This window comes from Nonlabens sp. (assembly GCF_018401815.1).
GTDB lineage: Bacteria > Bacteroidota > Bacteroidia > Flavobacteriales > Flavobacteriaceae > Nonlabens.
Genome location: NZ_JAGYKG010000001.1, coordinates 870,547 through 897,495 on the forward strand (window position 1 = coordinate 870,547; position 26,949 = coordinate 897,495).

Sequence of the window (26,949 nt, forward strand, 5' to 3'; positions counted from 1 at the left end):
AATTTAGTGCTTTATTAAACGCTTTGTAATCATCCCTTGTATTCCTTCGATTGTGATGAAATACAATCCAGGAGCTAGTTGAGAAATATCCAACTGTTTTTCAATCGCTACATCAGTAAGATCGAATTCGTAGATTGTTTTCCCGCTAAGATCTGTAATAATGGCTCGCTTTAATCCAGTATTACTTCTATTTAAAAGAGTAACAGACTTCATCGCGGGATTCGGGAACAAAATAACACTATTTTCAAGAGAGGCATCGTCTGTAGAAGCTGTCGAACTTACGAGATCTATTCCTACCAAGACAGGATCGTGATCTGATGCTCTAAAGGCATTTGCCTCGTAAATAGGAAGCGCACTCGATTTTCTTTGGAAAGAGGCTTCTCCTATGTCTTGGATATCATCATTATAGTCGAACAGGGATATTTCGTCTGCATTAATGTGCCAAACAGTGGTTCCTGTTATTTGACTTGATAAGCTAGCAGTAGCTAGCGCATAATCTAAGTATCCTAACTGTCCATCAAAAAGATAGCTATACCCATTTGCTCCCTGGTAATCGTCTATTAGATTATTGTAGTCATCTGCAGAACCGCTAGTATCATCGCTTCCTAAAAGTATATTGTCAATTGGGTCTTCGTTTTTATATGCATTTAAATCTCCAATAATTAAATAATCAGGATCACCGCTAGAAGTAGGGTCTGTAGCTAACCAATCTACTAGTGCAGCAGCAGCTTCAGCTCTTGTAAGGTTACAATTTGCTGCTCCATCATTTAAATTTGAATCGCCATCACTTGCACATGAAGAACCTTTTGACTTCAAATGATTCACAACTACAGTAAGTTGACCTTGATTAGAAATTTGTCTAAATGTTTGTGCCAAGGCAGGACGGTTTCTATTATCATCAAAGCGTGGATCGACAGAAGAGTCAAGAACTGCAAATGCACCTTCCAGACTAACAGTTGCTGTGTTATAAATAAAAGCAACGGCGATTTGATCTGTTCCTATCACTCCAGTATCTAGGGCAGCATAGGTGCTCCCGCATAATGCATTAATACCATTGCTGCCGTTCAACAGATCATTGATCGCTACAATACCATTGTTTTCTATTTCAATTAGACCAACAATATCAGCATTCAGACCACAAATAGCTGCAGCAATCTTCTCTCGCTGGCGATCTAATTCTGCAGGAGAATTTGCTCCTCTTTCATTTAAAGTCGTAAAGTAGTTAAGCACATTGAAGCTGGCTACTTTTAAGCTACCTCCAACATTTTCTGGCAAAGATGTTCTTGGGTTGCTACTTGTAAAGACATAGGAAAACTCATTTACTACAGGTCTGATTCTCCACGCATCTGTACCGTTTTGTCCTGCAAAAGACCAATGCATAATTCCCGTAAGATTACTTATTTGATCACCACCACGGATAAAGTTAGTATTACTCAGTCCTCCTGGTAATGGCCAAAAATAAGGCACGTCAGTTGAACCACTAATATTACTATTCTGGATATTATTATCATCATCTAAGATAATGCGTGACGACTCTAATTGCGATAAGTAAGCGGCGTATCCTGCAACATCTGGTTCATTGTTATCAGTAAACTGTCTCGCTCTATTGTTTGCATTCAGCACTAATTCGCCATAACGTGCAAGATTATAATATTCACTTACTACTAGATCAGTGGTGTAGGTGATTAACATATTTTCCACATTTTCATAAGTGGCTTCCATATCCGTGCCTGCAGGCGCTGGTAACGTAAGCGATGTTGAAGTTGGTAGCGGATTCGAATTACTTATAATCGTTACACTTCCGCTTCCAGTAACATCGATTTGCGTTGTTCCTGAGAACTCGACAACTCTTCCAGACACCTCTACCCGGTCCCCAACAGCTACATCTACCGCACAAGACGGACAAAACACAAATAGCCCTTCCGAAGTCGACAGATCTGCATCTGCATCTGCATCTTCTTCTTGAATAAAAAATCCTCGTAACTGACTGTCTGTTTGATAATCGCCAATTACAATAGCATCTACTAAAACAGAGGTGTTTTCTAGCGGACTAGTACTTGAATTTCCTTGCACGGCACTAATAAATACAGGAGTTACGGCAACATCTCCACAACCATTCAATAGTCCAGCAGTAGAGGGAGAAGTACACCACGTATTTCCAAGGTCTTCTGAGGTTTCATCATTGCCATTTACACCATTACCACCAGTGGTTAGTTCATTGCCTTCTGTCAGATCTTCACGCTGATAAGAATCTCCAATACCGTGGGCAGATGCTGCCACCACCACTTGATTTGCAATGGGCGTATCATTTGCGTAGGTACTAGTTAAAGCATCAGCATCTGGGCCATCTATGCTCACTCCTGTTTTGTCAACTGCTTCTGCGGTATCTCCCCAAATAACATAGTCCAAGTCAGTTACTAAATCGGTTGTACCATCCCAATAAAAAAGAATAGCGACTTCACCACTGTTGGTTAAACCACCTTGGCCGTTAATAGAACCTTGAAGTCCTTCAAGCATATCTGGGATAGCATCTGCGGTACTTCCGTCTTCATACAACTCGTAGGTTGGATTCGTTCCATAAGTTGTATTATAATTATTCGAACCACTAATAGCGAGCGTTTGGTATTCTCTAGCCCCAATTGTCGCACCACTTGGGAAACGTGCTAAAAAGTCTCCAAAACCACCACCCCCAGCGTTGGCTCCTGTAACAATATTATAATAGTATGTAGCCGTGGTTCCTGCAAATGTTGCATCGGTAATATATACGTTTGTTAAATCTACTGTTGTCGAGTTAGGGTTATATATTTCTATAAACTCTCCAGCTGTTGGTGTTACCGTAATTTCACTAATTAATAATGGAAGCACATCGCTTAAGGTTCCTTTAATCCTAATATCGTCAATGCCCATAGGTTCAGAGCCACTAGGGGATCCCGCCCAGCTCAAACGAATGCTCACTGAAGCAGCTGCCGTTCCGTTTAATAGAGTAGATGTATAGGTGTCAAAAGCACCAGTGGTCGGATTGGATTTGTCCAAAAATCCTACAGCCGTAGGACTACCATCTATAAACAATTCTAATGGATCATTTAATTGTGGAACAAAACCTCCATCTAGTGCACGGTATGTTTTTGAAGCACTCTCATTTGTTCTTGCTCTAAACAGTTCTTGAAATGCACCGCCGTCTACAGAGGCTTCAATAATAAAACCATCACTAGAACTAGCTTCAAAATCACCAATAGCAGCAAGGTTAATCTCTATAGAACTCAATATTGCACCACCCCAGCCGTTAAAAGTCCAAGTTGCGTTATTTGGAGCACCTTGTACACCGTTTGCATCGTTTAGCGCAAAAAAAGCTGTTGTGTTTTGGCCAGAAAGTCCAGAAGTATCACTAGGAAAGTTACTCCCCAATCGTGCACCACTTACATCTGCACCAGTATCATCCGCAACATCATACGGCATTCCGGTGCCGCCTAACTGACCATCTACACGTCCAAATACATCACCTCCAGTTCCTCCTGCAACGCCAAAATCAGATACGTTTGCTGTGGAATTAAGGTTTATCGAGTTGCCATCGAAACCTTCAAACCCTAAGGTTGTTTGTGCGATCGTAGCCGATCCCCCAAAAAATAAGATGAATACATAGCATAAGGGAAGTTTTCTTTTCATTTGGAATCTTTTCTAAAAATTTAGTGACCGCCTAATACTTATTATTTAGTAAGGCCTATTGGATCCAAAAATATAGCTATTGCATTAGAAGTTATTGGAGGTAGCAGAAGGTTAACCTAGAGTTAATGTTTGGGTGTTTTTGAGATACCTCTTTGATGATTTGTTGTAATTCTATGGCATAAAAATAGGGGCCTCTGTGCGGTCTGTTAAAATAAAATAGTCCTAATTTCTAGACCATTTTTCCTTAAAAGAACTCGACGGGCTGTTGCAGCAATTCTAATGTGACCTGGTAAATGGGCTTTTTTTGCATTTTAGCTTTTAAATACGCATAAAAGCTCATGACAAAAATATCCTCTCGAGCAGCTGTTTTCCTCTTAAAGGCTTGTTGCACCTTATTTTGAAAACCCTCTTCCGTAATCTCACAAGGGCGATCGTAATAGCTTTGCAGCAACTTGATAAACACAAGAACTCGTTGTTCGTTTAAGTCTTCTAAACGTCCTTTAAAGCGCCTTATAAAGCTCCTCATTTTTGAAGCCACCAAGTCTGGTTGTTGTAATTCTATATAAATCAAAATTTCTAGTAGGTTCTTTTGTATGACCCATAATATCCCTTCTTTTTTTTCATAAAACTGATCGCTATGATAAAAATTGTTCATCATTTTACGTGCTCTAATAAAGCTTTGTTGTTGAAACAAAAAAGTAATATGAACCAGTTGTGCAGATAAATCAGGCTTTTGAATTTGCTGTATATCTTCCATAGCTCTTTCAGGTTCCCCTGTATAATTACGATTCAACGCCTTTAGTAAAAGAGCACGTCCTAGAAATTGCTTTTTGTAGGCTCCTTTATTTTTCTGCATTTCTAGTTGCAGTTCACCTACTAATTGTTGGGATCGTATAAAATCCTTATTCCTAAAACAAGTTCCCGCCATGAGGTTAAGGATCTCCAAATGGTAATACAAATGCTTATCTGCCAAGTGTTTTTTATGTTCTACCACTTCATAGATATGATTCATAAAAATGGAAATCCCTGCGTAATCTGATGTTAAAGTTGCTGCATCTGTTACGACTCGCATTAATTGATAAAGCGACTTAAAAGACAAGTTGTGATCTATAGAAATATCAAAAACGGCCAATTGTTGTTGGATCACTTGATACACATTTGCTGGGTGCGACTTCAAGGTTTTTTTAAGGGTCGCGTAAGCCATTACTAATCTGGACTCGATCAAGTATCTTTTTTCATTCTCTTGATAGGCGGTTATGACTTCTTCTATAGTTGTTTTAGGGTCTAAGTGTGCATATTGTACATGCGTATGATAAATCTCTTGCAGAATAGCGTATGATTCTAAAGATATTGCTTTGGCAGTAGCTTTTTTCAACGTTTTAAATCCTATCGCATAGTGTTCTTGTTCTAAGAAAATTCGCGCTGCCAATACAAATTTAAAAAGTTGCATTTCTTCCTGTGAGTCGCTAGAAAAGCCTCTGGTGGCTGTAAAGTCAATTAGGTTTTCTTTTAAACGGTTTTGAAGTGCATGCAAGGCGTTTTTATTGGCCTTCCCATAGATTTTTAGATCGAGATCTACTCGTACATCTTTGCGTAAGAGTTGAAATAATTGGATGTTTTTCACATCTGTTCGTTGGTTTTTCGCTTTCGCGAAAGCGAGAAAAGCAGCCACCTCATCACTACTTAAAGAGTTTATCAAAGTAATTAAATCATTCATATATCACATTTAATATCTTATTTATCAATATTTTATATAAGTTATATAAACTTTGAATCGTAAGAATAAGTCAAAAATAGGTTATTTGCTGCTAAGAACCTGCCACATATTTGCAGTATCAAAACAAACAAATATGGAACATCAAGTAACTTTTAAAACCGAAAAAAAAAAGTCCAAAAATCAGAGGCTTTTACCGGAAAACCAACTGCGGCATTTATCGCTGCATCATGGACAGCACTACTCGTGGGAATGGTTTCCTTTTGCGTAGGCTTGTGGCGATCTGATATGCTGCTCAACGAGCGCGGGTATTATTTTGTCATCCTGCTCTTCGGACTCTTCTCTGTGATTTCTGTACAAAAAGCGGTAAGAGACAAGCAGGAAGGAATAGCGGTAACTGACCTGTATTACGGTATCAGCTGGTTTGTGAGCATCGCATCTATCGTATTGCTCGTCATAGGCCTGTGGAATGCCGATTTATGGCCTAGTGAAAAAGGGTTTTACGGCATGTCCTTTTTATTGAGCCTATTTGCCGCCATTGCCGTACAAAAGAACACGAGAGATGTTGCCTTTATAGACGAAAACTGGAAGTGATAAAAAATAGTAAAAGCCTAGTGATCGCAAGTGTATAGAATGTCCTTACGGTCTTTGTAACAAATTAAATAAAAACCAACAAAATTATTATAATCATGAAATTAAACAACCTATCTGCCTTTATAGCCATTTCAATTCTCGGAATGTTATCTATCATCCTTCCCTTATTTATTCTAGGGGATTTAAAACCTTATGAATCCCCTTTATTTCCTTTAATTAGAACTGGAATCGAAGGAATATCCCTTTACAGTATAAGCTTCCTTTTCTTATCCGGCTTTATTGTTAAATTATTGAGTAAGCTTTCCTTTTGGAAAATTGGATTAATGAGTATGGCTTTATTTCCATTAGCTACTTTCTGTGAAATGATATTCGATTCGACTTCTCATACTATGTTTCCATTTGAATTCATAGGATATGCTATTTACACCATTCCAGCAATAATGGGAGCTGCTGCATCTCAATTTTTGAAACCTTTTATTATAAAAAAAGAAGTGAAAACTGGCTACAGCAAAATGTAAAAAACAATAGACCATTGCAGTGCAAAAGAACGTTAGAGATATTACATTTATAGATGAAAAATGGATGTGAAAAAGCTCAGGCTTAGGAGTGAAGTTTCGTGAAAAAAAACAGATCATTAAAAGAAGTACAATGAAAAAGTATCCAGTCTTATTCATCGCAAGTATTTTGAACGCTGTATTCTTTGTCTTGATTGATATCCTACAGATTTATGAAATCACCTGGACCATCGTTGGAGTATTTTATGAATTGCTCATCATTCCTATGATGTTACTCGCACCAACTCTATTAGTCTTGTCTGCCATCCAAATCAAGAAGAAGGGTTTACAGCTTCCAAGCTTCATCTCTTTACTGCTTTCTGCAGGGGTGACAGTAACCTTGGTAATCCTCTTCATCATGGATTTAAAATAGCAAAACAGGCTGCTTACAAATGGAGCAGCCTGTTTTGATCATAGGAACGACCTTTTCAACATGAAAAGGTCGTTTTTTATTTGGCTTTTATTCAATCCCAAAGGGTTGTAATTCTTGGAATTTTAAAGGTGACTAGTAACCTATTAAACCAGTCTAAACAACTTACCTGGCAAGGGCTGAACCACTCCTTTGAGCTCCATGCTCATCAATTGGCTAGCCACTTTATGAACCGGCTGGTTAATGTTTAGAGCGATAATATCCAGCAGTGCTTTTTCCTTTTCTTTAAGGTACCTGTAGATTAACTTTTCTTCATCTGTGAGTTCTACAAAAAGTTGTTTCTGTACCGTAATATCGTGCACCTGCCAGCCTAGAATATAGGGAACATCGGCAGTTTTTGTAAGCATGTGGGCTTTTGCTTGTTTGATCAGGTCATTACAGCCCTTAGCATATTTATCATTGACCCGTCCAGGCACCGCAAAGACTTCCCGATTGTAACTACAGGCAAGATCTGCAGTGACTAGAGAGCCACCTTTAGAAGCGCTTTCTATTACGACAGTTGCCTCACTCATACCTGCAATGATGCGGTTGCGCCCTAAGAAATTATTTCTATCAAAAGCGTCGGTATGCCAAAAATCTGTCATAAAGCCGCCGTTTTTCATCATGTCTTCATTGTACGCCGCATGATTACGCGGGTAGGTTTGTTGGAGTCCATGAGCCATAACCGCTATGGTCTGTAACCCATTTTCTATAGCCATTTTATGTGCTAAAATATCCACTCCATAAGCATAACCACTCACAATAATAGGTTGTAGAGGAGCAATTTCATTAATAAATTTTTCTAAAAAAGCAGCTCCAACGCTGGTAATTTGCCTAGTCCCAACAATGCTCAAGATATACGGATGGTCTAAATTGATCTTCCCTTTTTCAAAATAGATAATAGGCCCATCGACACAATATTTCAACCGTTCTGGATAATCCTCATTGTAATAAACGCGGTACTTGATCTTGTTCTCTTGTATAAACCTCAACTCTTGTGTCGCTTTAGAAAACAAGCCATTTTTGTTTCTTATAAACTGAGCCTTCTTCTCTCCAATTCCTTCTATGGATGCGATATCACGATACTGATATTCAAAAACACCCGCTGCACTTCCAAAAGTACGAATGAGCTTTTTGGCCATAATATCTCCTATAAGCGGTGCTTTTTTAAGTGCCAGAAGAGAAAGGAGTTCTTGTTCATCCATGAATAAATATAAAACTAAAAATAAAAGGGAAAGTAAATCTAAACTTAAATCTAAGCTTAAATTTAAAAAAAGATTTTTAGGCCCCTTTGTCTTGAGACATTTCCCTAGAGGGGGAAGTTTCAAAAGCTAGCTGTTTAATAGTTGAGAAAGTTCGCTAACCCAATTGCTTAAAATTTCTTTGCGCGAAAAATGTTTTAAAACGTATTCTCGAGCTTCTTTACCCATAGATGTTCTCAAATCAGGATCTTGTCTCCAGGCCTCTAATTGATCTATAGCGGTTGATACATCTGGTTGTGAGAAATACAGTCCTGCATTTGCATTTTCCAGGACGGTTTTTACTTCGCTCGCTGGATTACCTAAAACTAGTGAAGGTTTCCCACTCGCCATCATACCGAGTAATTTAGAAGGCATTACCGTATCGAGCACCTCAGTTTTTTGGAAAAGGAAATGTGCATCGGCACTGCATAAAAGATCAGATAATTCAGCAAAAGGGACTGGGCCATAAAACGAGATGTTTTCCTGATCTACAGCTTGCATTACTTGCTGGTATTTTGCTCCTGCACCTACAATAATGATTTGGTAAAGGTCTTGCGGTAGCGCTTTCGCGAAAGCGAGAAAATAATCCCAATCTTGCTTATCACCTACATTACCGCTATACAGCAACTTGAATTTATCACCTTGTAAATAAGAGTGTTGCTTTGCCGTAGATGGATCTACTTGATGCGCGTCAATCCAATTAGGCAAATAATAAGTAGGCTGATTGGTCTTGGTTTGTAGCTTTGCAATCATCTGGTGACTGATGGTGCTTATGGTAGTTGCTTTACCTAAAATGCTGCGCTCTAAACTAAAAAGAAAATTAAAAATAAGCTTCTTGCTCCCGCTAGAAAGTCCTGATTGCAATGCTGCATCAAATTCAAAGTCCTGAATATGAATCCAGCTTGGTACTTTGTGTTTTCTCGCATGATAGCCACCAAGCCATGCACTGGCTGTAAATGGGATAATGGAAATCACCAAGTCTGCTTTTTTAATCGTTCTCAAATTAAAACAACTTCCTTTTGTAAAACTGAGAATATGAAGGATACGCTTTAAAAAAGTAGGGTTTTCTGGAACGTACTGTTTATAGCGATAGAGAGTTGCACCGTTGTATTCTTCTTGTAAATACTTAGGTTGGGACTGGTATTCTTGGGCAATGTTCCATTGCGGATAATAGGGAAAAGCCGTCACCACACTTACCATTGCACCAGCATCAACAAGCGCCTCCACCATTTGAGTAGAATATAATCCTATGGCAGTGTCTTCTGGAGCATAATTAAGCCCTATGAATGTGATGTGTTTTCCTTTCAAGATTATCGGTCTTTAACAACTTGAGCAGGAGTACCCAAACATATTTTTCCTGCTGGAAGATCTTTAAAAACACTGCTACGTGCGCCCACTAATGTACCACGACCTATGGTTATTCCTGGTGCTACATAAACATCTGTAGCGATCCAGCACTGATCTTCTATAATGACCTTATGTGCGTAGATATCAAATTTTTCCGCTGTTGAATCGTGTGTTCCTGTGCAGATATAGGATTTTTGAGATATCACCACATGGGCACCGATCTCGATCTCTCCAAGACTGTATAGGACCACATCGTCTCCTATCCAGCTGTGATCACCTATACTCACTTTCCAAGGAAATTGTGTTCTTACGGTAGGTCTTATGATTACATTTTTACCAATTTTTGCTCCGAACGCCCGTAGTAGAAACCTGCGCCAGGCGTACATAAAGTGTGGAGACCAGGCAAAAAGTGTGCTTTGAACCAGCCACCATAATTGCACAGTAACTGCTCCTTTCCCACGGAAGTTTTGTGGCAATTGGAATTTATCGAGTTGTTGGTATTTTTTCAAATAGTACTGGTTTGTTAAAATCAAAGATAAATTTTTTAGTTCAGGAACACTGTCATAGAATGTTCACTATTCTTCACTTGTTTGTATGGCAGCTATAAAGTGGGTCATCAAAATATGTTCTAAAAGTAGTTTTCCATCATCATTAGGATGAATACCATCTCTTAATAAGTCTTGAGGCGCCACTTGCTTATTTAGCTCTAGAAATTTATGCCACTCACTACGTAAATCAATAAAACCAAAAGAATATTTTACAGCCAATTTTTCCATTTCTATTGAAGTTTTATCTTCTAGATCGGTTAGCTTTTTATTGTGTTTTTTATCTTCTGGATACGACAAGTGATGATTAAAGATAATGACCTCTCCCGTGAAACGGGTTTTTAAGTTTTTAAAGAACTGTTCCAATTCACCGGTTTCTGTGCCGCCATAGGCATGAAAAAATAGTACATCAGCATGTTGCGGATAAATATCTTCTGCCATTAAAGGTAATAATTGTGGCACTTGAAGACCACTGCGAGCAGTGTTTATAATTTCAAAATTAATGACTGGAACAGCATCTGCTAAGGTTTGCTTAATACGTTTTTCTTTGATTCCTTTGACAATGGACTGACCGTGAAATTGGATTTTAAATAAAGTTGTTTTTGAGGACTTATCGTTATCAGTTATCATCTTGCGAGAATCGTTAAGCGCTGTTACAAGAATTTGCGATGGAGTGATTTCCGGAAGTTGATATTTTTTCAGTTCCTCGTTAGAACAGTTACTTAAAAACAGCAGGCTACCAATGAGGTACAAAAGTTTTTTCATCTCATAGATGTATAAAGAGCTTCCCATTTAGGTTTATTGACTTTCCACGAATACTCTTGAATTATGAAATTACGCAGATGTTCCCCATTAAGATCGCGCTTTTTTAAATCCCATTTTGACACTTCTTGAAGAACTGATTGCAACTCTTCAAAATTAGGATTAATAAGCCTGCCACCATTATGGCTCCATTCATTTAGAAGTCCTGTTTGATGTGTTGTAATTACAGGTGTTCCCATCATGGCAGCTTCTAGGTTTACCATTCCAACCACTTCAGAATAACTGGGTGCAATAAACACGTGCGCATTTCTAAAGAGTTGCTTTTTTTCTAGTCCGCGTACGGCTCCTAAAAATTCAATTCTAGAATCCTGAAGTTGCTTTACTTTTTCCTTTAATTGCGATGCATATGCATTTTCAGGACCTGCAATTTTTAAGTCAAAATCAAGCGTTTTAAGCGATGCAAAAACATCGATCAATAATTCTAGACCTTTCTTAGGGTGAATACGTCCTAAGAACAAGAAATACGGTCTTGGCGGCTCTTTTCTTTCTAGCATCTCTTCTATTTCTATCGCATTGGGAATACAGACTACTTCCGTTTTAGGAAATAGCTTTTGCAGGTTCTTTTGTTCCTCTGGTGTTATGGCGTGAATATATCTCGCTTTCGCGAAAGCGGAACGAGAAACCATATTAAAATACAGCTTTTTTTTCAGTGTGCCATCCTTCCAAAGCCAAGGTTCCAACATACCATGTGGAGAAAGTACAAAAGGAATATTTTTCTTTGAAGCGATTTTCGCAGCCGTATACTGCGCATGCATCCACACCCCATGCAAATGAAAAACAGAAGTGTTATTTAAGCTATTTAAATGCTTGTTCAAGCTGCTGGAATACAGCCAAGGTCCTTTCTTAGAAAACTCCTGAATATCGAGGTCGTCTTGATTTTTTAAGGTCGTTAGAATTTTAGAGTCTGGAAATTCTGTTTGAATATCTTTAACAACAGTTCGCACTCCGCCGCTAGCTCTAGAAACATCTTCTGCTATGTGGTAGAGGTTTTTCAAGGTGACGTTTTAAAATTATCTAAAGGCGGTGACATTTGTCGCTTCTTATCAAAATTATAATCCAACATTAAAAATAGATTTATAAAAAAAGAAAAGAAAAGCACTCCGTTTTCCCTTTCTAAAATGTTTTCTGAGAACATCACGATACAATAGAAAAGAAGTATTGCAATAAATAAATAGTTCTTTTTATAAAATGCTCTAATAAGGTGGTAGAGCAGGAATAATGTGAAAAACAACAATCCTAGATAGCCTACATTTAAAATGATGCCTAAAAACTGATTGTGAGAATTATAGCGATGGGAGGCTAAAAACGCTGCGTCTTCATTGTAGCAATCTATGAGCTGATTTTTTCCGTCTCCTATACCATAACCGAAAACACCAGCATCAGGAATAACGCTGGTAACGCATTTATAAATGGAATACCTGATGTTAGTAGAGTTGGTTAAAGAGGCATCTGCATCTTGCACTTGTAACAGTTCAGAAAAACGCTCATTCACTTTAGGATTAAATACAATCACGGATAATAAGCCTATTGCCCCTAGACCAAAGACGTAGTATAACTTCTTATTTTTAAACATAAGCACTAGATATGCAGCAACAAGAACTAATGCGATAATAGGTCCTTTTTTAATCATTATTAATAGGAATCCTATAAATACAATATTAATGATAAGAAGTAAAATAAGTTTTTTCCAATCAAGTCCCTTTTGAACTAAAAACAAGGAAAATATCATGGCAACACCTATGTGCATACTGAGGTATATGGGATGAATTTTCCATCCTGAAATGTCTGATCTAATGATATTAATAAAATGTAAAATTACCTCGTCAAAACTATAGCGCTGACTAAATATGACAAATGCTCCTATAGTGACCATCAAGGTGGCTGTAATAAAAAACCACATTAAGGTATAACGCTTTTCTAGGACATAGGACAGGCATCTTTTGCTCATGCTTGCAGTAATTAATGGAAAGATAATTAAGGCAGCTCCTGTAGAAATCTTACGGAACCCATAAGATAAGTCTTCGGTGTAAAATAAGCTGATCAAATAGAAGAAAAACAGACTAGAACTAAGTAAAAAGTAATTCCATTTAAAACGCTCTCGGTCAATTATTTGACTAGAAATTGCTGCGATTGTATAAAGGCCTATTAAAACAGGCCTTGCACCCCTTGGGATCATAGGCATGAGAAACATAGCTGCAGTCATGTAAAAAAGCAGTTGAGGTAAATGAGATTTTAGCTTTTCCTTGAAACCCATATTTTTTGTTCAAAAATGAATGATGATACTCTGATAAAGAATTTAGGTATGACATAGAGACCTATTAGCGTACCTATAAAGTAAGAATATCCATTGGTAAAGTCTCCACGTAACAAGAATAATAAATGCATTGCAAAATAAAAAGCAACTGCCCTCTTGAGATAATCTGCACTTCGCAACCAAGTTAAAAAGAAAATCATGGAACACGCCAGCATCAAAGCCATGAAAACAACCCCTAAAAGACCAAAGTTCATATACCCTTCTGTTACCAATGGGTTAGAAAGATTAGCAAAGTAATACTCATAATTTTCAATAAGGTGATCACCTACGATCTTTCCTGAAGCATCTGGTTTTCCTTCCCAGAGTCCTCTAGGAATAAAAAATAACAAGGCACTAAGCAATTGAAAACCATAGAAAAAACCATCTTTTTCAACGATTTCAATTACTATTCCCATATTACAAAAGGCATCGTAGTTTAAAGACATAAACCCCTTACTAAGAGACCCCTTATCAATAACGTTAGAGAAAAGACTGGGGTTTTCTATCATCTCTGAAATTCCATAATCAGAATGTGTAATGATTTGAGCAAGTGGAAAGAAAATGATCATGATGACAAATAAGGTAAGGCTCATCTTCACATTGTTATTAAAAAGTCTAGGGTAAAATAAAAAGATAAGCAATAGGTAAATAGGTCCTAACGCGTTTCTTTTTTCCACCAAGGGGTTTTTAAAATACAATAGTAATATCAACAATACTCCAGTTAAGGCAAGATTGATGACCCATGTTTGAGTCGAGATTCCTTTGCGGTCAAACAAATATTTACACAGCACTATTCCCGCAAGAGGAATGACAAATAATATTTTCTTTTGTATAAGCTGTGCACCAGGTGAAAATGAGGAGGGTATATATTCTGGTCTTGCCAGTTCTTCAATTATAAAAGGATAGGAGATAACAACAACAATAACCGATATTAAAATGAGGAGAATACTATCTCTTAAACAGCTAGAAGTACTAGGAGTGTAGTCTACTATTTGATTTTTTTTCTTTTTTATGTAGCCTTTTAAGCCTACATAAAAAAAGAAAAATGATATGTGAAAAATAGCAACAAGACCATTTGCTTTTAAAAACAACTCTTCTTTATAGGGAAAATAATGATCAAAAATTCCATTTTCTAATGGCGCCAAAACATTTGCTTGAGTCACCGGAGCTACTAAGAAAAAAAGAAAGCTAAAAACAATATAAGCACTAAGAAATGGACTGAATGTTTTCTCAATAAATATGTGATAATAAGTAATAAAGCTCAGCAATACGGCATTGCCAAAAAATGCCAACCATAATTCCAACGTCGCCTCAAATGTTGCAAACAACAATACAAGTATAACTAGATAAAAAAAGATGAAACTATTTCTTAAAATCATTAGGCGGCGTTAAGGCTAGGATAGAGCATAAATCTCCACATTAGTTTTATATTTTCTGGAGCTGATTTAAATCTTTGTAATAATAAAATACCGATACTAGCAGCATCAAAAGCTCTGTCGTAATAGCTGTTATAACAGTACCTTCTAAACCTAAGCTAGGTACAATTGAAAATGCTAAAATTAAATTGAATACAGTACCCGCAATCATGACATTCATTCTTTGTTTAAACAATTTTCTAGATGGTGCGTACAGATTTGTAAATAAAAGATTTAATCCAGTAAATAAAGCGATGAGTCCCATCCATTGTAACAAATTTGCATTGAGATAAATTTCAGGATCTTTAAACAGTAAATCTACCACCCATTTTCCCAAAAACACAATTCCTAATAAGCCAATAAAACCTACAGAAGCAACAGCTGGTATAAGCTTATTCATCATCTTGATTTTTTCTGATTTACTTTTTCTAGACATGTAAGGGTACATCGCCTGATAAAAAGGTAAATACATCTTTTTTGCAGCAATCATTAATCGATCAAATGCACCAAAAACACCTACTACAGAGTCCCCAGCAAACAACCCTAATACAAGTCCGTTTGCTGCAAAAGTTAGTTGTGAAGAAACATCAGAGATAAAAATTTGAAAACTTTGCTGATACAACTCTTTTGAATCTTTAAAATTAGGCCACTGCCAATTCACGTATTTTAGGCTCAACGTAAACATAATAATTCCAGCAACCAAAAAACCTATAGAATTGAAAATAGGAACGTACATATAGTCCGAAGGACTAGAAATAAAAACAAAGAGAAGAATTGTAAAGAGTATTTTTGCAAAAGCGTTAATAATAGTAAGAAGCTGCATTCTCTCAATACCTTGAAAAAACCAATCTCCTAAAATAGTTTGGCCTATGACAATTCCATAGCTCAATAAATAGATGGGCCATTCTATCCTAAACCTTTCTATACTAAACACAAACAAACACAATAATAAGAACACCAAGAATAATAAAATGATTCGAGCCCAAAACACTTTAAAATAAACAGTAGAATAATCGCCTTTCTTCTCTCGTATCAAACTAATTTCTCTGGTTGCAGTAGTGCTAAAACCAAAGTCTGCAGCTGCTATACAAAAAGCCATGAGGTATTGTGCAAGCATTATAAGACCAAATTTTTCAAGTCCTAATTGACGCTCCAAAAAAGGGATAATCAAAAACGGGAGTAAATAATTAAGTGCTTGAAGAATAGTAAGCGCCCCATAGTTTTTAGCCACAGTTTTTTCTTCTCCAGAAAATTTTTTAGAAAGCTTACTCATTTTTTGGTTGGGTTACTTTGACCAACGCTAAAATAGCCATTTTAGTGCGCTTGTGAATTCAAATAAGCCTCATACATCATCTCCACTCCTTTTTCTAGCGCCACCTCGTGTTTCCAACCCAGTTCATGGAGCTTGGATACATCTGTAAGTTTGCGTGGGGTACCGTCTGGTTTGGAAGCATCCCAATCGAGATTGCCTTGATAACCTACTGTTTTTTTGATCAGCGCTGCCAAATCTTTAATAGCAATATCTTCTCCAGTCCCTATGTTTAAGTGGGTGTTACTAATGTCTTTATCGGTTCCTTTTACATCTTCAAAGTCCTTGTTTTCCATTAAGTAAACACAAGCTTTGGCCATATCATGGGACCATAAAAACTCCCGCTTAGGAGTTCCTGTTCCCCATAAAGAAATACTGTTTTCTGTGATGCCGTTTTTATGTAATTCTGCTTTCACTTCGACAAGCTCAGTACGGAGCGCGATTTTATAGTCCACACCTAACTCCTCACATAAAGCTTGCTCTTTGCCTTGCATCAACAATTTGCCTAAATGCATTTTACGAATCAATGCCGGTAATACATGAGATTTTTGTAAATCAAAATTATCATTAGGACCATACAAATTTGTAGGCATCACCGAAATGAAGTTAGTGCCGTATTGCAAATTATAGCTTTCACACATCTTGATACCCGCAATTTTTGCAATCGCATAAGGTTCGTTGGTATATTCTAAAGGCCCGGTCAGCAAACTGTCTTCTGGCATAGGTTGTGGCGCCATTTTAGGATAAATACAGGTGCTTCCTAAGAACAATAATTTCTTTACCCCATTCAAATAACTCTGATGTATCACATTGTTCTGAATCATCAAGTTTTTATAAATAAAGTCGGCTCTAAAGGTGTTGTTTGCTACAATACCTCCTACACTAGCTGCTGCAAGAAATACATATTCTGGCTTTTCAGTAGCAAAAAAATGGGCTGTGGCTTGTTGGTTGGTAAGGTCTAATTCCTTGTGAGTTCTTAAAACGAAATTAGTATATCCTAAGTCTTTTAGCTCCGTCACAATAGCGCTTCCTACTAGACCACGATGTCCAGCGATATATATTTTTGAAGATTTTTCCATTTGCCTCACCTAAATCCTCTCCAGCGGAGAGGACTTTTTACTTAATGATTAATATTTATATGTCCTTTATAATAACTTTTCCAATCCTAAGTACTTCTCTTTGGAATGAACTTCTATATTCCATATTCCTTAATCGATATTCTTTATTCAAAAGCCTTTTAGCCTATCCTAAATCCTTTCCAGAGGAAAAGACCACTTCTAGATTGTTTATTGCTTTCATCTTAAATTAAAGCTGTTTTCTTATAAAACACCCATCCCAACCTTCCCTCAAGGGAAGGAGTTGTTTGTTTTTCAATCACAACTTCTATAATCGATATTCTTTATTCAAAAGCCTCTTAGCCTATCCTAAATCCTTTCCAAAGGAAAGGACCTCTTCTCGATTGCTTATTGCTTTCATCTTATATTAGAGCTATTTATTTTCTAATTACTCCATTAAGAACTATTTCAATTTTCGAGTTCAAGTTCAAGTTCAAATTCAAGTTCCCATGGAAAGGGCCAGGCTTATTCAAAATAGTTATTGATGCGGTAACCGCCTTTTTTCAAATATTCCTCACGGGACATGAGTTGTAAATCACTTTGCATCATGTCATTCACAAGTTCTTGCAATGCAATTTCTGGAACCCAACCTAATTTTTCTTTGGCTTTTGTAGGATCTCCTATCAATAAATCTACCTCTGTAGGACGGAAGTATCGCGGGTCTACGGCTACGACTTCTTTACCTATTTCTAATTGGTAGTCTGGATTGGAGCAAGATTTTATTGTTCCTTTTTCCTCCACGCCTTCGCCTGTAAACTCTAAGCCTATACCTACATACTGAAATGCCATATGTACAAAATCTCTCACGCTAGTCGTAGTTCCTGTAGCGATCACCCAATCTTCTGGCTCATCGTGTTGTAGGATCATCCACATCATGCGCACATAATCTTTGGCGTGTCCCCAATCTCTTTTGGCATCTAGGTTTCCTAAATAGACTTTGTCTTGAAGACCTTTTACGATCTTAGAAGTCGCACGAGTAATTTTACGAGTTACAAAGGTCTCTCCACGTACTGGAGATTCATGGTTAAAAAGAATTCCGTTACAAGCAAACATACCATAAGCTTCCCGGTAATTTACCGTTGCCCAATACGCATACATTTTTGCTACGGCATAAGGACTACGCGGGTAAAATGGCGTAGTTTCTGATTGTGGTATTTCTTGCACCTTACCATACAATTCTGAGGTAGATGCTTGATAGATTTTAGTTTTCTTTTCCAAACCAAGTATACGTACTGATTCTAGAATGCGCAGCGCTCCTATACCATCTGCATTTGCGGTGTATTCAGGCATTTCAAAAGAAACTTGTACATGTGACATGGCTGCGAGGTTATAAATCTCATCTGGCTGTGTTTCTTTGATGATTCTGGTAAGGTTAGTCGTATCTGTAAGGTCCCCATAATGCAATTTGAACTTTACATCTCTATCATGCGGATCTTGATACAAATGATCAATACGATCTGTGTTAAATAAAGAGGCTCGGCGTTTGATACCGTGAACTATATATCCCTTTTTTAATAAAAACTCGCTTAAATAAGCGCCGTCTTGACCGGTTACTCCAGTAATTAATGCTACTTTATGTTGCTGTACAGACATATTTTTTTGTGTAATACTGTAAAAATAAGGTTTTGGAGTCGTTTTTTTAAAGATTGTGATTAGGAACTCTGTGATCTCTTTTTTAAAACCTATGACTGGAGGAGGTAATGTGAAGCCACCTCATCCAAGCCTTCTTCAATAGAAGGAATCTGATAATCAAAAACACTTGCTGTTTTATCACAATTCATCACACTATAAACGGGTCGTTTTGCGGCGGTTTTAAACTCTGAAACTGGGTTTATTTTTTTGTCAAGACTTAGTTTTGTATTAATCGCTTGTGCAAAATCAAACCAGGTCCACGCTCCTTGATTGGTAAAATGATAGGTTCCATAAGCTTTGGGATCGTTTTTAAGGACGTGATGTATAAAAGCAGCTACCTCTAGCGCACTGGTAGGAGAACCGGTTTGAGAATCTACTATTTTCAATTCCTTAATGTCTGTCCCTGCAACCCATTTAAAAAAATTGTTACCGTGTGGTGCATACAGCCAAGAAATTCTAAAAATATAATGTTTGCCATCTATTTGAGTAATAGCCTTTTCTCCTGCAAGTTTACTCGCGCCATACACATTTATAGGATCTGTTTCTTGATCCGTCTCGTAGGGTGTTGCAGCATCACCTTTAAAAACATAGTCTGTAGAAAAATGTATGAATGTGGCGTTGTATTGTTTTGAGATTTGCGCCATTTTTTGAACAGCAAGTGCGTTTATTTTAAAAGCTTTTTCTTGCACGGTCTCTGCTGCGTCCACCGCTGTGTAGGCCGCGCAGTTGATAATATAATCTGGTCGTATATTTTTGACCTTTTGATCCAATTGAAAACTACAGCTTATATCCAATTCCTTACTAGAAAAACAGAAGAGTTCTTGTTCTAACAAGGCTGCTTTTATCGCAGTTCCCAACATGCCATTAGCACCAGTAATAAGAATTTTCAATACGATAAGATTTAATAGTTATTTGAGGAAGCCCAATTTCTCATCCCTTTCAGAAAGGATCATATCTTCTTTAGGGAGTTGCCAGTCTATGTTTAATGTTGGGTCATCGTACCTCAAGCCCACTTCCATTTCTGGCTGGTAGGCATTGTCTATCTGATAATTTACTATAGCCGTTTTGGAAAGTACGGAAAAACCGTGTAAAAAGCCTCTAGGAACAAGAAGCTGTTTGTGGTTATCTCCTGATAATTCTATAGTAAAATGTTTTAAATAAGTAGGTGATTCTGGTCTAAAATCAACTGCAACGTCTAGTATATGGCCTTGTATGCACCTCACCAGCTTTGTTTGTGCTGCGGCTCCTTTTTGTGCGTGTAACCCCCTTAAAACGCCGTAAGTTGACGTGCTTTCATTTATAGTAATAAAAGGTTCTTGTTGAGGTAATGCTTTCGCGAAAGCGATACGGTCAAAAGCAATACAAAATTTACCTCGAGCATCTTTAAAAACAACAGGTTCAATAATTTTACAGTCCAGAAGTGGTGTATCAATTATATTCACTTAAAAACTCCTTTTTGATAGTTATTTAAAAATCGCAAAACCACTGGTATCAATGCTATAAGAAGACCTAAGCCAAAAAATATCAAAGCGTAAGTAAGCGTCAGGTGCTTTTTCTCTATCACTCCTTTTTTAACAAAATAAGAAACGATATTTACAGTGTTTTCGTAACTGTATTTTTTTTCTCGTTCATTTTCCAAGTTAAAGAAGATTCTAGATTTTTCGTCAAACAACTCTTTAAACACCTCTGTTTTATTTTGCCCATTAACAAACACGCTAGTTGCTTGAGAGGTATTAGAATCGGTATTTTTAATGGACACTTGAAATGCCTTAATTAAAGAATCCAGTTCATGCAACTGATACTCCATATTGCTAAGGTTAAAGGCTGTGGTTTCCTTACTAGCTAGGCGTTGTGCCTTGATCAACGGGTTGTCCTCTACTTGAACCGCTGCTGAAGCTGCTTTTTCTAAAGCTGCTCGTTCCTCAGAAACTATTTCTACTTTATAAAACTGGTAATCAATAGCTCTTTTTGCCTCTTTAAAGCCTTCAAAAGTATAGTTTTCTAGCGCAATAGTGTCTGCACGGCGCGCCATATAATCGTATTCCTTAAGAAGCTCTGTATCGTTAAAATCGGCTTCTATCTCAAAACTTTTAAGTTGGCTTGCTTCTGCTGTAGAAATGTTCAATTCTTTACCGAGAGTTGTGAAATCTTCTTGATCTACTAAGGAGTTGTAGTATTCGAGATTAGAAATTAATTGTCCGGCGCTTTCGAAATTAGGTTGTACTCTTAACTGTGCCGTAAAGTTCTTTTTACTTTCTCTACTGGTATACATCCCAAGTCCTCCTCCTATAACCAATAGAATCCCTAACAAAATGATGTTGTTTTTTATAAAAATTAAAAACAAAATAAGGAAGTGGGCAATTCCTTTAAAGAATCCACTAATGGCACTAAACAGATTCTTAAATCCATTGCTGATCCATACAAAGACAGGTACTAAATCTACCTCTTGTTCTTGGTTGTTGTTGGGTTGGTTATCCATGAAGCTATAGTTTTTTCAAGTCTTCAAATATAATTGAAGTCTATGAATTGTTTAAACGTTTGGTTTTCAGTAAAATTATTACTCTTTTTCTTCCTCCTGTTGCGGTACTGCTTTGATACTACTTTCTATAATTTGTTCTAATATTTTTTCGGTAATCACATAAACAGGCTTCACCCCTATCAATCCCAAACCACCACTTGCCAGCGTGTGTCCTGTTTTTAATGGGTTGTCACTTGCATAATAGGCGTACCGAACTTTTACTTTTTTACGTATGCTACGCCTTACTCGAGATGCTGCCTGTATGGCTTTTTGATAATGGGCTCCTTCCATTTCTAGACCTATAACTTTCCAACTAGAATTATAGAAAAAATCTAATAAATCTTTATTTTGTAAGGAAGTCCCTAAAACAGTCACCATAGAGCCCGTAACAACTTTGATGTCATCGCTCTCGAGATCTTTTTTAGAAAGTCTATTTTTAAAAGGATAATTATCTGCTGTTCCTTCAAAAACGTGTGCATCTGGCACCATGATATCACCTTTATCGCCTTCCAGAATACCTGCTTTACCCATAATGTTGATGGATTGAACATTCATTTGCTGTTCTTTTCCTTGCTCATCTTTAAAAGGCTTGAGCAACTCGTCCATGGTTTCATAAGCCTGTTCTCCAAAAGCATAATCCATCACGATAAGCACGGGTTTTGCATCGTTCTCGCTTTCGCGAAAGCGCACATCACAAAAGTCTACTTTTTCAAATACACAAGCTGCGAGATCAAAAATCTGTACATCTATATTGGTTCCACTTTTATCATTAAGCTCGGTCATTCCATTGGATAGCGCATGTTTCTTGATCAAGTCTCGGTTTTTCTTCCCGCTATCGTTGCTTAAATCTGCAAAGATTTGCATCCGGCTTTTCTTTGCCATTTGGGAGGTCAAAGCTACAGGGCCATACAGTGAATTCATAACACTGTGAAGGTTAGCGCTAATAATATGCAAGGGTCTTTCAAAAAGTCCTTTTTCTACCAAATGTTTTTTAATTCGCAATGCCCAGGCATCACCGTGAATGTGATGACCTAATCGTTCTCTTAATACTGGAGAAAAGGTCACAAGACGTTTTTCTTCATCGAGAACTTCTTGTTTTGCAAGTTTGCCCAAATGGTAAATGATGCTTAAAAATCTATTAGGATTTCCTTCGGTAGCAAAGTCTGCATAAACAGAAGTTACCTCATCAAAGGTGCGCCCTAGAATATTTGCTACATGAGTAATAGCAACTTCTTTCTCTTCTTGGGTGAGTTTTTTCTTTAAAACAGCTGTTTCTAGACTTTTCCAATCTCTTGTGGTACTTCCGTTATCCCCGACGATCACTTGTTTCATGATTTTATGAGATTCGATCATCAAAAAAGTAAGGTGTGTTAAAATATCATAAATTTCAGACCTTCCTCGAGTCACTTCGACATTCATTTGCTGCTCATCAATACGGTAGCAATTTCGTCTTCTTTTTTTAGGAATTATCGCCTTAAAATGAGATCTTTCATAACCTTCATTACTGGTAAGGTTGATGTAAGTACATTCTTCTATTCCCACTGGAAGTCGGTCCATGACGTAAAGCAACCCGTTTAATTCTATCTTATCTTCAGCAATGGAACCGTAGATTTCTGGTCTTAATGTGAGTAGGGATTCTCTTAAAGATGCACCACTCACTCCCATAGGTTTGTAAAAGCCTCTATTAAAAAGATGTCGCATGGTGATGTACATGCGCTCTATGGCATTAGTGCTTTCTTGAGCTCTGGTACGTGGCTCTACATTTATTATAGGCATAAATATTCTTTCGTAGCAAAGATACATCTTTGTAGAATCCTCTTAAGAAAGATTCTTATTCATTTAGATAGGGGCTAGATAATAATTTTAAGACATTTTTTCTTCACTGTAATATGAAATGGAGATTTTAGTACCACAGGTTCTCCATCGAGCTGCGCTGGACAACTGTCATTGCTTCTTAATACAACTTCACTAACTGAATTGGCAAAATTACTCTTAAAAAAAACAGAAGCTCCCATTTTTAAAACAAGGCCTACTCTTGAATGTGCAAAAACCATATCTAACAATCCGTTATTGATCTCTGCCTTAGGAGTAAGGGATACGTTATAGCCTAAATATTTGGTATTGGAAACCAGCACACAAAATTTGGGTTTATCTGAGCTTTCTAGCATAATCAGATCTTTCTTTTTACTAAAAAAAGATTTCAGACTGTGCATCACATAAGTAGAAAAACCTCTTTTAGTATCCTTGTTGTATCGGTGTATCACATCAGCTGGGAAGCCTAGAGCAAAGTTGGAGAAAAAATAAGTTCCATTTACTTCTCCACAGTCTATGTGAATGGTCTCAGCCCGCTTTATAGAAAAGCAGAGTTGTTTTATAGATTTTGACAACCCCAAATGACTTGCGAGACCATTGCCTGACCCTCTAGGAAGTATGGCCAATCTAATACTTGAATGGATAAGGAATTTTGCAATGGTATTTACCGTACCATCCCCTCCAGAAGCAACAATAATATCGCACCCATTATCAATACACTCTTTTGTCAATTTTTCTAAATCGCTTTTAGAAGAAGAATAGCGTATTTCAATTTCATACTGATCTTGATCAAAGAAAGTATTAATTTGCTTGAACTCTAATTTATTTCCGTTTTTACCAGAAATAGGATTTACTAAAAAGGTGATTTTAATCACTTGTTAATTTGCTTTAAAGTTCCAGTCATCAGCATGCATGATGCCATAAACAGAACCCAATTCATATTCAACTACGTATTTTTCATTCTTCCCTACTTGAAAATTTAAGCGGTACACAAAAGCTTTACCTCCTTCTTGACAAAATTGCTTTAACAACTTTTTATTTTTACTGATCGGTTCTTTAAAAAAACAACCTCCTTTATATAATGCTCTTTGACGTATTCTAATGTGATATCCTTGAGGTTGTTAAAAAGGTGTTCTGATAACATGGCCGCTACAACAGCAGCAGCCTTCATACTACCAGGAAAAGCACCTATTCATTCACAATAAGATCAATTAGAACTATAGGAATAATAAATCAAGACTTTTGCTGGATGATCTTCTCTAGTACCTGAGCTATTTTCCGGTCGTTTGACAGTCTTGGGAGTTTATTCTGCCCTCCTAGTTTGCCAATGATTTTCATATAATCCTTGAAACCGTTTTCTGGTACAGGAGTTACTTTTAAAGGTTGAAGTATTTTTCCAGTAATTAAATCGTCGTAATAGGAGTTTTGTTCCCTCATTTTGAGGTCCAAAACTTGAGATAACTGAGGCAGGTCTAAGTCAGCAGTAGAGCCAAATTCCACAAACCACTCGTGGTAAGGAAGCGCATCGCTTTCAGGACTCAATTGGGGGGCTACGGTGAACTCATTGATGACAATACCTAATTGAGTAGATGCAGATTTCATAGCTTCTTCTACCTCTTTGCCTATAACATGCTCACCGCTCGCACTGATGTAATGTTTGATGCGACCAGTCACCACTATTTTATAAGGACTTGTACTGGTAAAAGCAATAGTGTCACCTATGTTGTAGGCCCACAATCCCGCGTTAGTAGAAATAATCATGACATAATTGATTCCTATTTCAACTTCTCCTATAGTTAATCGAGGCGGGTGTTCCTCATGGAACTGATTTGCAGGAATGAATTCATAAAAAATACCTGCATCCAGTAGCAATAACATTCCTTTCTCCTTTTGCTTATCTTGATAAGCAAAGAACCCCTCACTTGCAGGGAATAACTCTATACTGTCTACTTGACGGCCTATGAGTTGATTAAATTTAGCGCGGTAAGGTTCAAAATTAACCCCTCCATAAATAAATAAATTAAAGTCTGGAAAAACCTCGCCTACTTTTTTACCTGTACGTTGTACGATGCGCTCAAAATACATTTGCACCCAACTCGGAATTCCAGAAATTACGCTCATTTTTTCTGATAAAGTTTCATCGATAACAGCCTCTACTTTTGTTTCCCAATCATCTATGCAATTGGTTTTCATAGAGGGCAATCTGTTTTTCTGTAGGTAATTAGGCACATAATGTGCAACAATACCGCTCAATCTGCCGAGTTGTATGCCATTTTTAGACTGCATTTCTGGACTTCCTTGAAGAAAAATCATCTTAGCATCCACAAACTTTGCTTTACCAGTCTCATGAATGTAACTCAATATGGCATTGCGAGCTGCCTTGATATGCTCAGGCATGGACTCCTTGGTAAGGGGAATGTATTTTGCACCACTGGTGGTTCCAGAGGTTTTGGCAAAGTAAAGGGGCTTTCCTGGCCATAAAATATCACTTTCTCCGGCGACTACTCGGTCTATAAACGGGCGTAACTGCTCGTAATCTCTTACTGGAACCTGTTGTATAAAATCTTTATGGGTTTGGATGCTGGAAAAGGAGTGCGCTTTCGCGAAAGCGGTACCCGCAGCAGTCTTTAATAAATTTTTAAAAACCTTATCCTGTGAGCCTACCGGATCTGTAGCCCATTTTTTAGTTTTTCTATCAGTTATTGCGGCAAAAATCTTTGCGCCGAGTGACTTTAACGACATTTATTCAAAATTGATAAAGTTAGTAGGATCTAGCGGATACCCATCGCTCCAAATTTCAAAATGCAGGTGAGGCCCTGTGGTCAGTTCTCCCGTATTTCCAACGCTAGCGATCACCTCTCCTGCGAGTACCTGATCGTTTTGCTCTTTAAGAAGACTTCCAGCGTGCTTATAAACCGTAATTAAACCATAAGCATGCTCTATAAGCATGGTGTAACCAGTTTCTGCACTCCAGCTAGCAAACACTACCGTCCCATCAGCAGCGGCTTTTATAGGGGTGCCTGTAGTTGCTGCCACGTCTACTGCATAGTGTTTGATCTCTGCATCGTAGTCTCCAGAAATAATACCTTTTACTGGTGGGAAGAAGACAAAGTTCGTTTTGGCCTTTGCTCCGGCAATGACACTGTAGCGGTCTTCTTGTGCCACTTCTTCTCTTAAAAGACTGTCTTCCTTGATGGGGGTAAGGTTGGTGATTTCTAGATCCGTTTCTACTTTTGCGATGCTGTCAATACGCTCGTATTCTTCAGAAGTAATGTCACCATTGAGCAGCATTTTAATACGACCATAAAACTCTTCATTAGAGCGCAATACTTGTTTTATAGAATCGGTTTCCCTAATAAGTTGTAAGGAGTTTTTCTTCGTAGTTACATCAGCATATCCAGGGATGAATTCTCGTATAGGTGTAAATGCAATAAGAATTGTGGTTACTCCTATCAATAAAACAGCGCTTATCAGGGTTACTATAAATACGTTGAGCCTGTTTAATTTAAGACTGAAACGTTCTTCAAAAGTATCGTCATTAAGCACCACCATTCGGTAATGGTGTGTCCATTTATTTTTTTGGTTCTTTTTTTTCTTTTTTGCCATGTTTTTATACCGTGTAACAAATATAATTAGTTTTTATAGGTATGAGGTAGGTCCAATGAGGTAATCCTTTATTAGGGGTAAAGAATGCTCCTAGATTAGTTGGGATGTGGGATGTGGGATGTGGGATGTGGGATGTGGGATGTGGGATGTGGGATGTGGGATGTGGGATGTGGGATGTGGGATGTGGGAAAATAAATTTTTTGAGCTTATAAGGCAAATAATGAATTGATTATTAAGTTTTGATTTTACCATGCCTTGTCCTTAATCCTTTCCTGCGAAAAGGACTTCTCTAGATACGGGTTGCATCTTCACTTATTTCTAATTAATCAGCTCCATAACAACATCGTTTTTCAAGTTCAA

22 protein-coding genes and 1 pseudogene are annotated in these 26,949 nt (G+C 37.5%); 3 read left to right on the top strand and 20 right to left on the bottom strand.

The window, feature by feature from the left end; all coding sequences use genetic code 11:
- Positions 1-3 precede the first annotated feature (3 nt).
- Together KG732_RS03865 and KG732_RS03870 are read right to left on the bottom strand one after the other, a co-directional pair.
- Positions 4-3,663: an ExeM/NucH family extracellular endonuclease gene (locus tag KG732_RS03865; protein ID WP_213521056.1), complete on the bottom strand. Its 3,660-nt coding sequence runs from the start codon at positions 3,661-3,663 to the stop codon at positions 4-6.
- 244 nt (positions 3,664-3,907) lie between these two features.
- Positions 3,908-5,380 (bottom strand): hypothetical protein, encoded by a 1,473-nt coding sequence (locus KG732_RS03870; protein ID WP_213521058.1) that lies wholly within the window; start codon positions 5,378-5,380, stop codon positions 3,908-3,910.
- Between the two features lie 174 nt (positions 5,381-5,554).
- On the opposite strand from KG732_RS03870, the pseudogene yiaA reads away from it, so the two are divergent.
- The 3 genes and pseudogenes from yiaA to KG732_RS03885 all read left to right on the top strand — a co-directional run.
- Positions 5,555-5,971 (top strand): annotated as a pseudogene (gene yiaA, locus KG732_RS03875) (inner membrane protein YiaA); the annotation flags it as partial.
- Positions 5,972-6,066: 95 nt separating this feature from the next.
- Positions 6,067-6,489, top strand: coding sequence for a hypothetical protein (locus KG732_RS03880; RefSeq protein WP_213521059.1), 423 nt, complete (start codon positions 6,067-6,069; stop codon positions 6,487-6,489).
- Between the two features lie 130 nt (positions 6,490-6,619).
- Positions 6,620-6,898: a hypothetical protein gene (locus KG732_RS03885; RefSeq protein WP_213521060.1), complete on the top strand. Its 279-nt coding sequence runs from the start codon at positions 6,620-6,622 to the stop codon at positions 6,896-6,898.
- A gap of 143 nt (positions 6,899-7,041) precedes the next feature.
- Here the strand turns inward: KG732_RS03885 and dprA are convergent, their stop codons facing one another.
- The 18 genes from dprA to KG732_RS03975 form a co-directional block, all read right to left on the bottom strand.
- Complete coding sequence (dprA, locus tag KG732_RS03890; protein WP_213521061.1) at positions 7,042-8,139, bottom strand: DNA-processing protein DprA; 1,098 nt, start codon at positions 8,137-8,139, stop codon at positions 7,042-7,044.
- Positions 8,140-8,265: 126 nt separating this feature from the next.
- Complete coding sequence (locus KG732_RS03895; RefSeq protein ID WP_300980289.1) at positions 8,266-9,483, bottom strand: WcaI family glycosyltransferase; 1,218 nt, start codon at positions 9,481-9,483, stop codon at positions 8,266-8,268.
- Positions 9,484-9,485: 2 nt separating this feature from the next.
- The gene (locus KG732_RS03900; protein ID WP_213521063.1) at positions 9,486-10,031 is read right to left on the bottom strand and encodes a putative colanic acid biosynthesis acetyltransferase; all 546 of its coding nucleotides are present in this window, start codon (positions 10,029-10,031) and stop codon (positions 9,486-9,488) included.
- 66 nt (positions 10,032-10,097) lie between these two features.
- Complete coding sequence (locus KG732_RS03905; protein WP_213521064.1) at positions 10,098-10,832, bottom strand: hypothetical protein; 735 nt, start codon at positions 10,830-10,832, stop codon at positions 10,098-10,100.
- On the bottom strand, positions 10,829-11,884 hold the full coding sequence (locus KG732_RS03910) for a glycosyltransferase (RefSeq protein WP_213521065.1): 1,056 nt from the start codon (positions 11,882-11,884) through the stop codon (positions 10,829-10,831). Before KG732_RS03910 ends, KG732_RS03905 begins: the two co-directional genes overlap by 4 nt.
- Positions 11,881-13,143: an O-antigen ligase gene (locus tag KG732_RS03915; protein WP_292901417.1), complete on the bottom strand. Its 1,263-nt coding sequence runs from the start codon at positions 13,141-13,143 to the stop codon at positions 11,881-11,883. The genes KG732_RS03910 and KG732_RS03915 overlap by 4 nt, the downstream gene beginning before the upstream one ends.
- Positions 13,122-14,510 carry an O-antigen polysaccharide polymerase Wzy gene (locus tag KG732_RS03920; protein ID WP_300980290.1) on the bottom strand — a complete coding sequence of 463 codons (1,389 nt, stop codon included), beginning with the start codon at positions 14,508-14,510 and terminating at the stop codon, positions 13,122-13,124. The genes KG732_RS03915 and KG732_RS03920 overlap by 22 nt, the downstream gene beginning before the upstream one ends.
- A gap of 97 nt (positions 14,511-14,607) precedes the next feature.
- Positions 14,608-15,870 carry an oligosaccharide flippase family protein gene (locus KG732_RS03925; protein ID WP_213521067.1) on the bottom strand — a complete coding sequence of 421 codons (1,263 nt, stop codon included), beginning with the start codon at positions 15,868-15,870 and terminating at the stop codon, positions 14,608-14,610.
- 41 nt (positions 15,871-15,911) lie between these two features.
- Positions 15,912-16,985 (bottom strand): GDP-L-fucose synthase, encoded by a 1,074-nt coding sequence (locus KG732_RS03930; RefSeq protein ID WP_213521068.1) that lies wholly within the window; start codon positions 16,983-16,985, stop codon positions 15,912-15,914.
- Between the two features lie 501 nt (positions 16,986-17,486).
- Positions 17,487-18,614 (bottom strand): GDP-mannose 4,6-dehydratase, encoded by a 1,128-nt coding sequence (gene gmd / locus KG732_RS03935; protein WP_213521069.1) that lies wholly within the window; start codon positions 18,612-18,614, stop codon positions 17,487-17,489.
- 89 nt (positions 18,615-18,703) lie between these two features.
- Positions 18,704-19,543: a dTDP-4-dehydrorhamnose reductase gene (gene rfbD, locus KG732_RS03940; RefSeq protein WP_300980291.1), complete on the bottom strand. Its 840-nt coding sequence runs from the start codon at positions 19,541-19,543 to the stop codon at positions 18,704-18,706.
- 18 nt (positions 19,544-19,561) lie between these two features.
- Entirely contained in the window at positions 19,562-20,095 is a 534-nt protein-coding gene (gene rfbC, locus KG732_RS03945) for a dTDP-4-dehydrorhamnose 3,5-epimerase (protein ID WP_213521070.1), read from the bottom strand.
- Complete coding sequence (locus tag KG732_RS03950) at positions 20,092-21,132, bottom strand: hypothetical protein (RefSeq protein WP_213521071.1); 1,041 nt, start codon at positions 21,130-21,132, stop codon at positions 20,092-20,094. The genes rfbC and KG732_RS03950 overlap by 4 nt, the downstream gene beginning before the upstream one ends.
- 78 nt (positions 21,133-21,210) lie before the next feature.
- A complete protein-coding gene (locus tag KG732_RS03955; RefSeq protein WP_213521072.1) occupies positions 21,211-22,947 on the bottom strand; it encodes a hypothetical protein in 1,737 nt (578 codons plus the stop codon).
- A gap of 74 nt (positions 22,948-23,021) precedes the next feature.
- Positions 23,022-23,858 (bottom strand): diacylglycerol kinase family protein, encoded by an 837-nt coding sequence (locus tag KG732_RS03960; protein WP_213521073.1) that lies wholly within the window; start codon positions 23,856-23,858, stop codon positions 23,022-23,024.
- 3 nt (positions 23,859-23,861) lie between these two features.
- The gene (locus KG732_RS03965; protein WP_213521074.1) at positions 23,862-24,014 is read right to left on the bottom strand and encodes a hypothetical protein; all 153 of its coding nucleotides are present in this window, start codon (positions 24,012-24,014) and stop codon (positions 23,862-23,864) included.
- A 202-nt stretch (positions 24,015-24,216) separates the two neighbouring features.
- Positions 24,217-25,725, bottom strand: coding sequence for a GH3 auxin-responsive promoter family protein (locus KG732_RS03970; RefSeq protein ID WP_213521075.1), 1,509 nt, complete (start codon positions 25,723-25,725; stop codon positions 24,217-24,219).
- Positions 25,726-26,589, bottom strand: coding sequence for a M23 family metallopeptidase (locus KG732_RS03975; RefSeq protein WP_213521076.1), 864 nt, complete (start codon positions 26,587-26,589; stop codon positions 25,726-25,728). It abuts the gene before it with no gap.
- Positions 26,590-26,949: the final 360 nt, after the last annotated feature.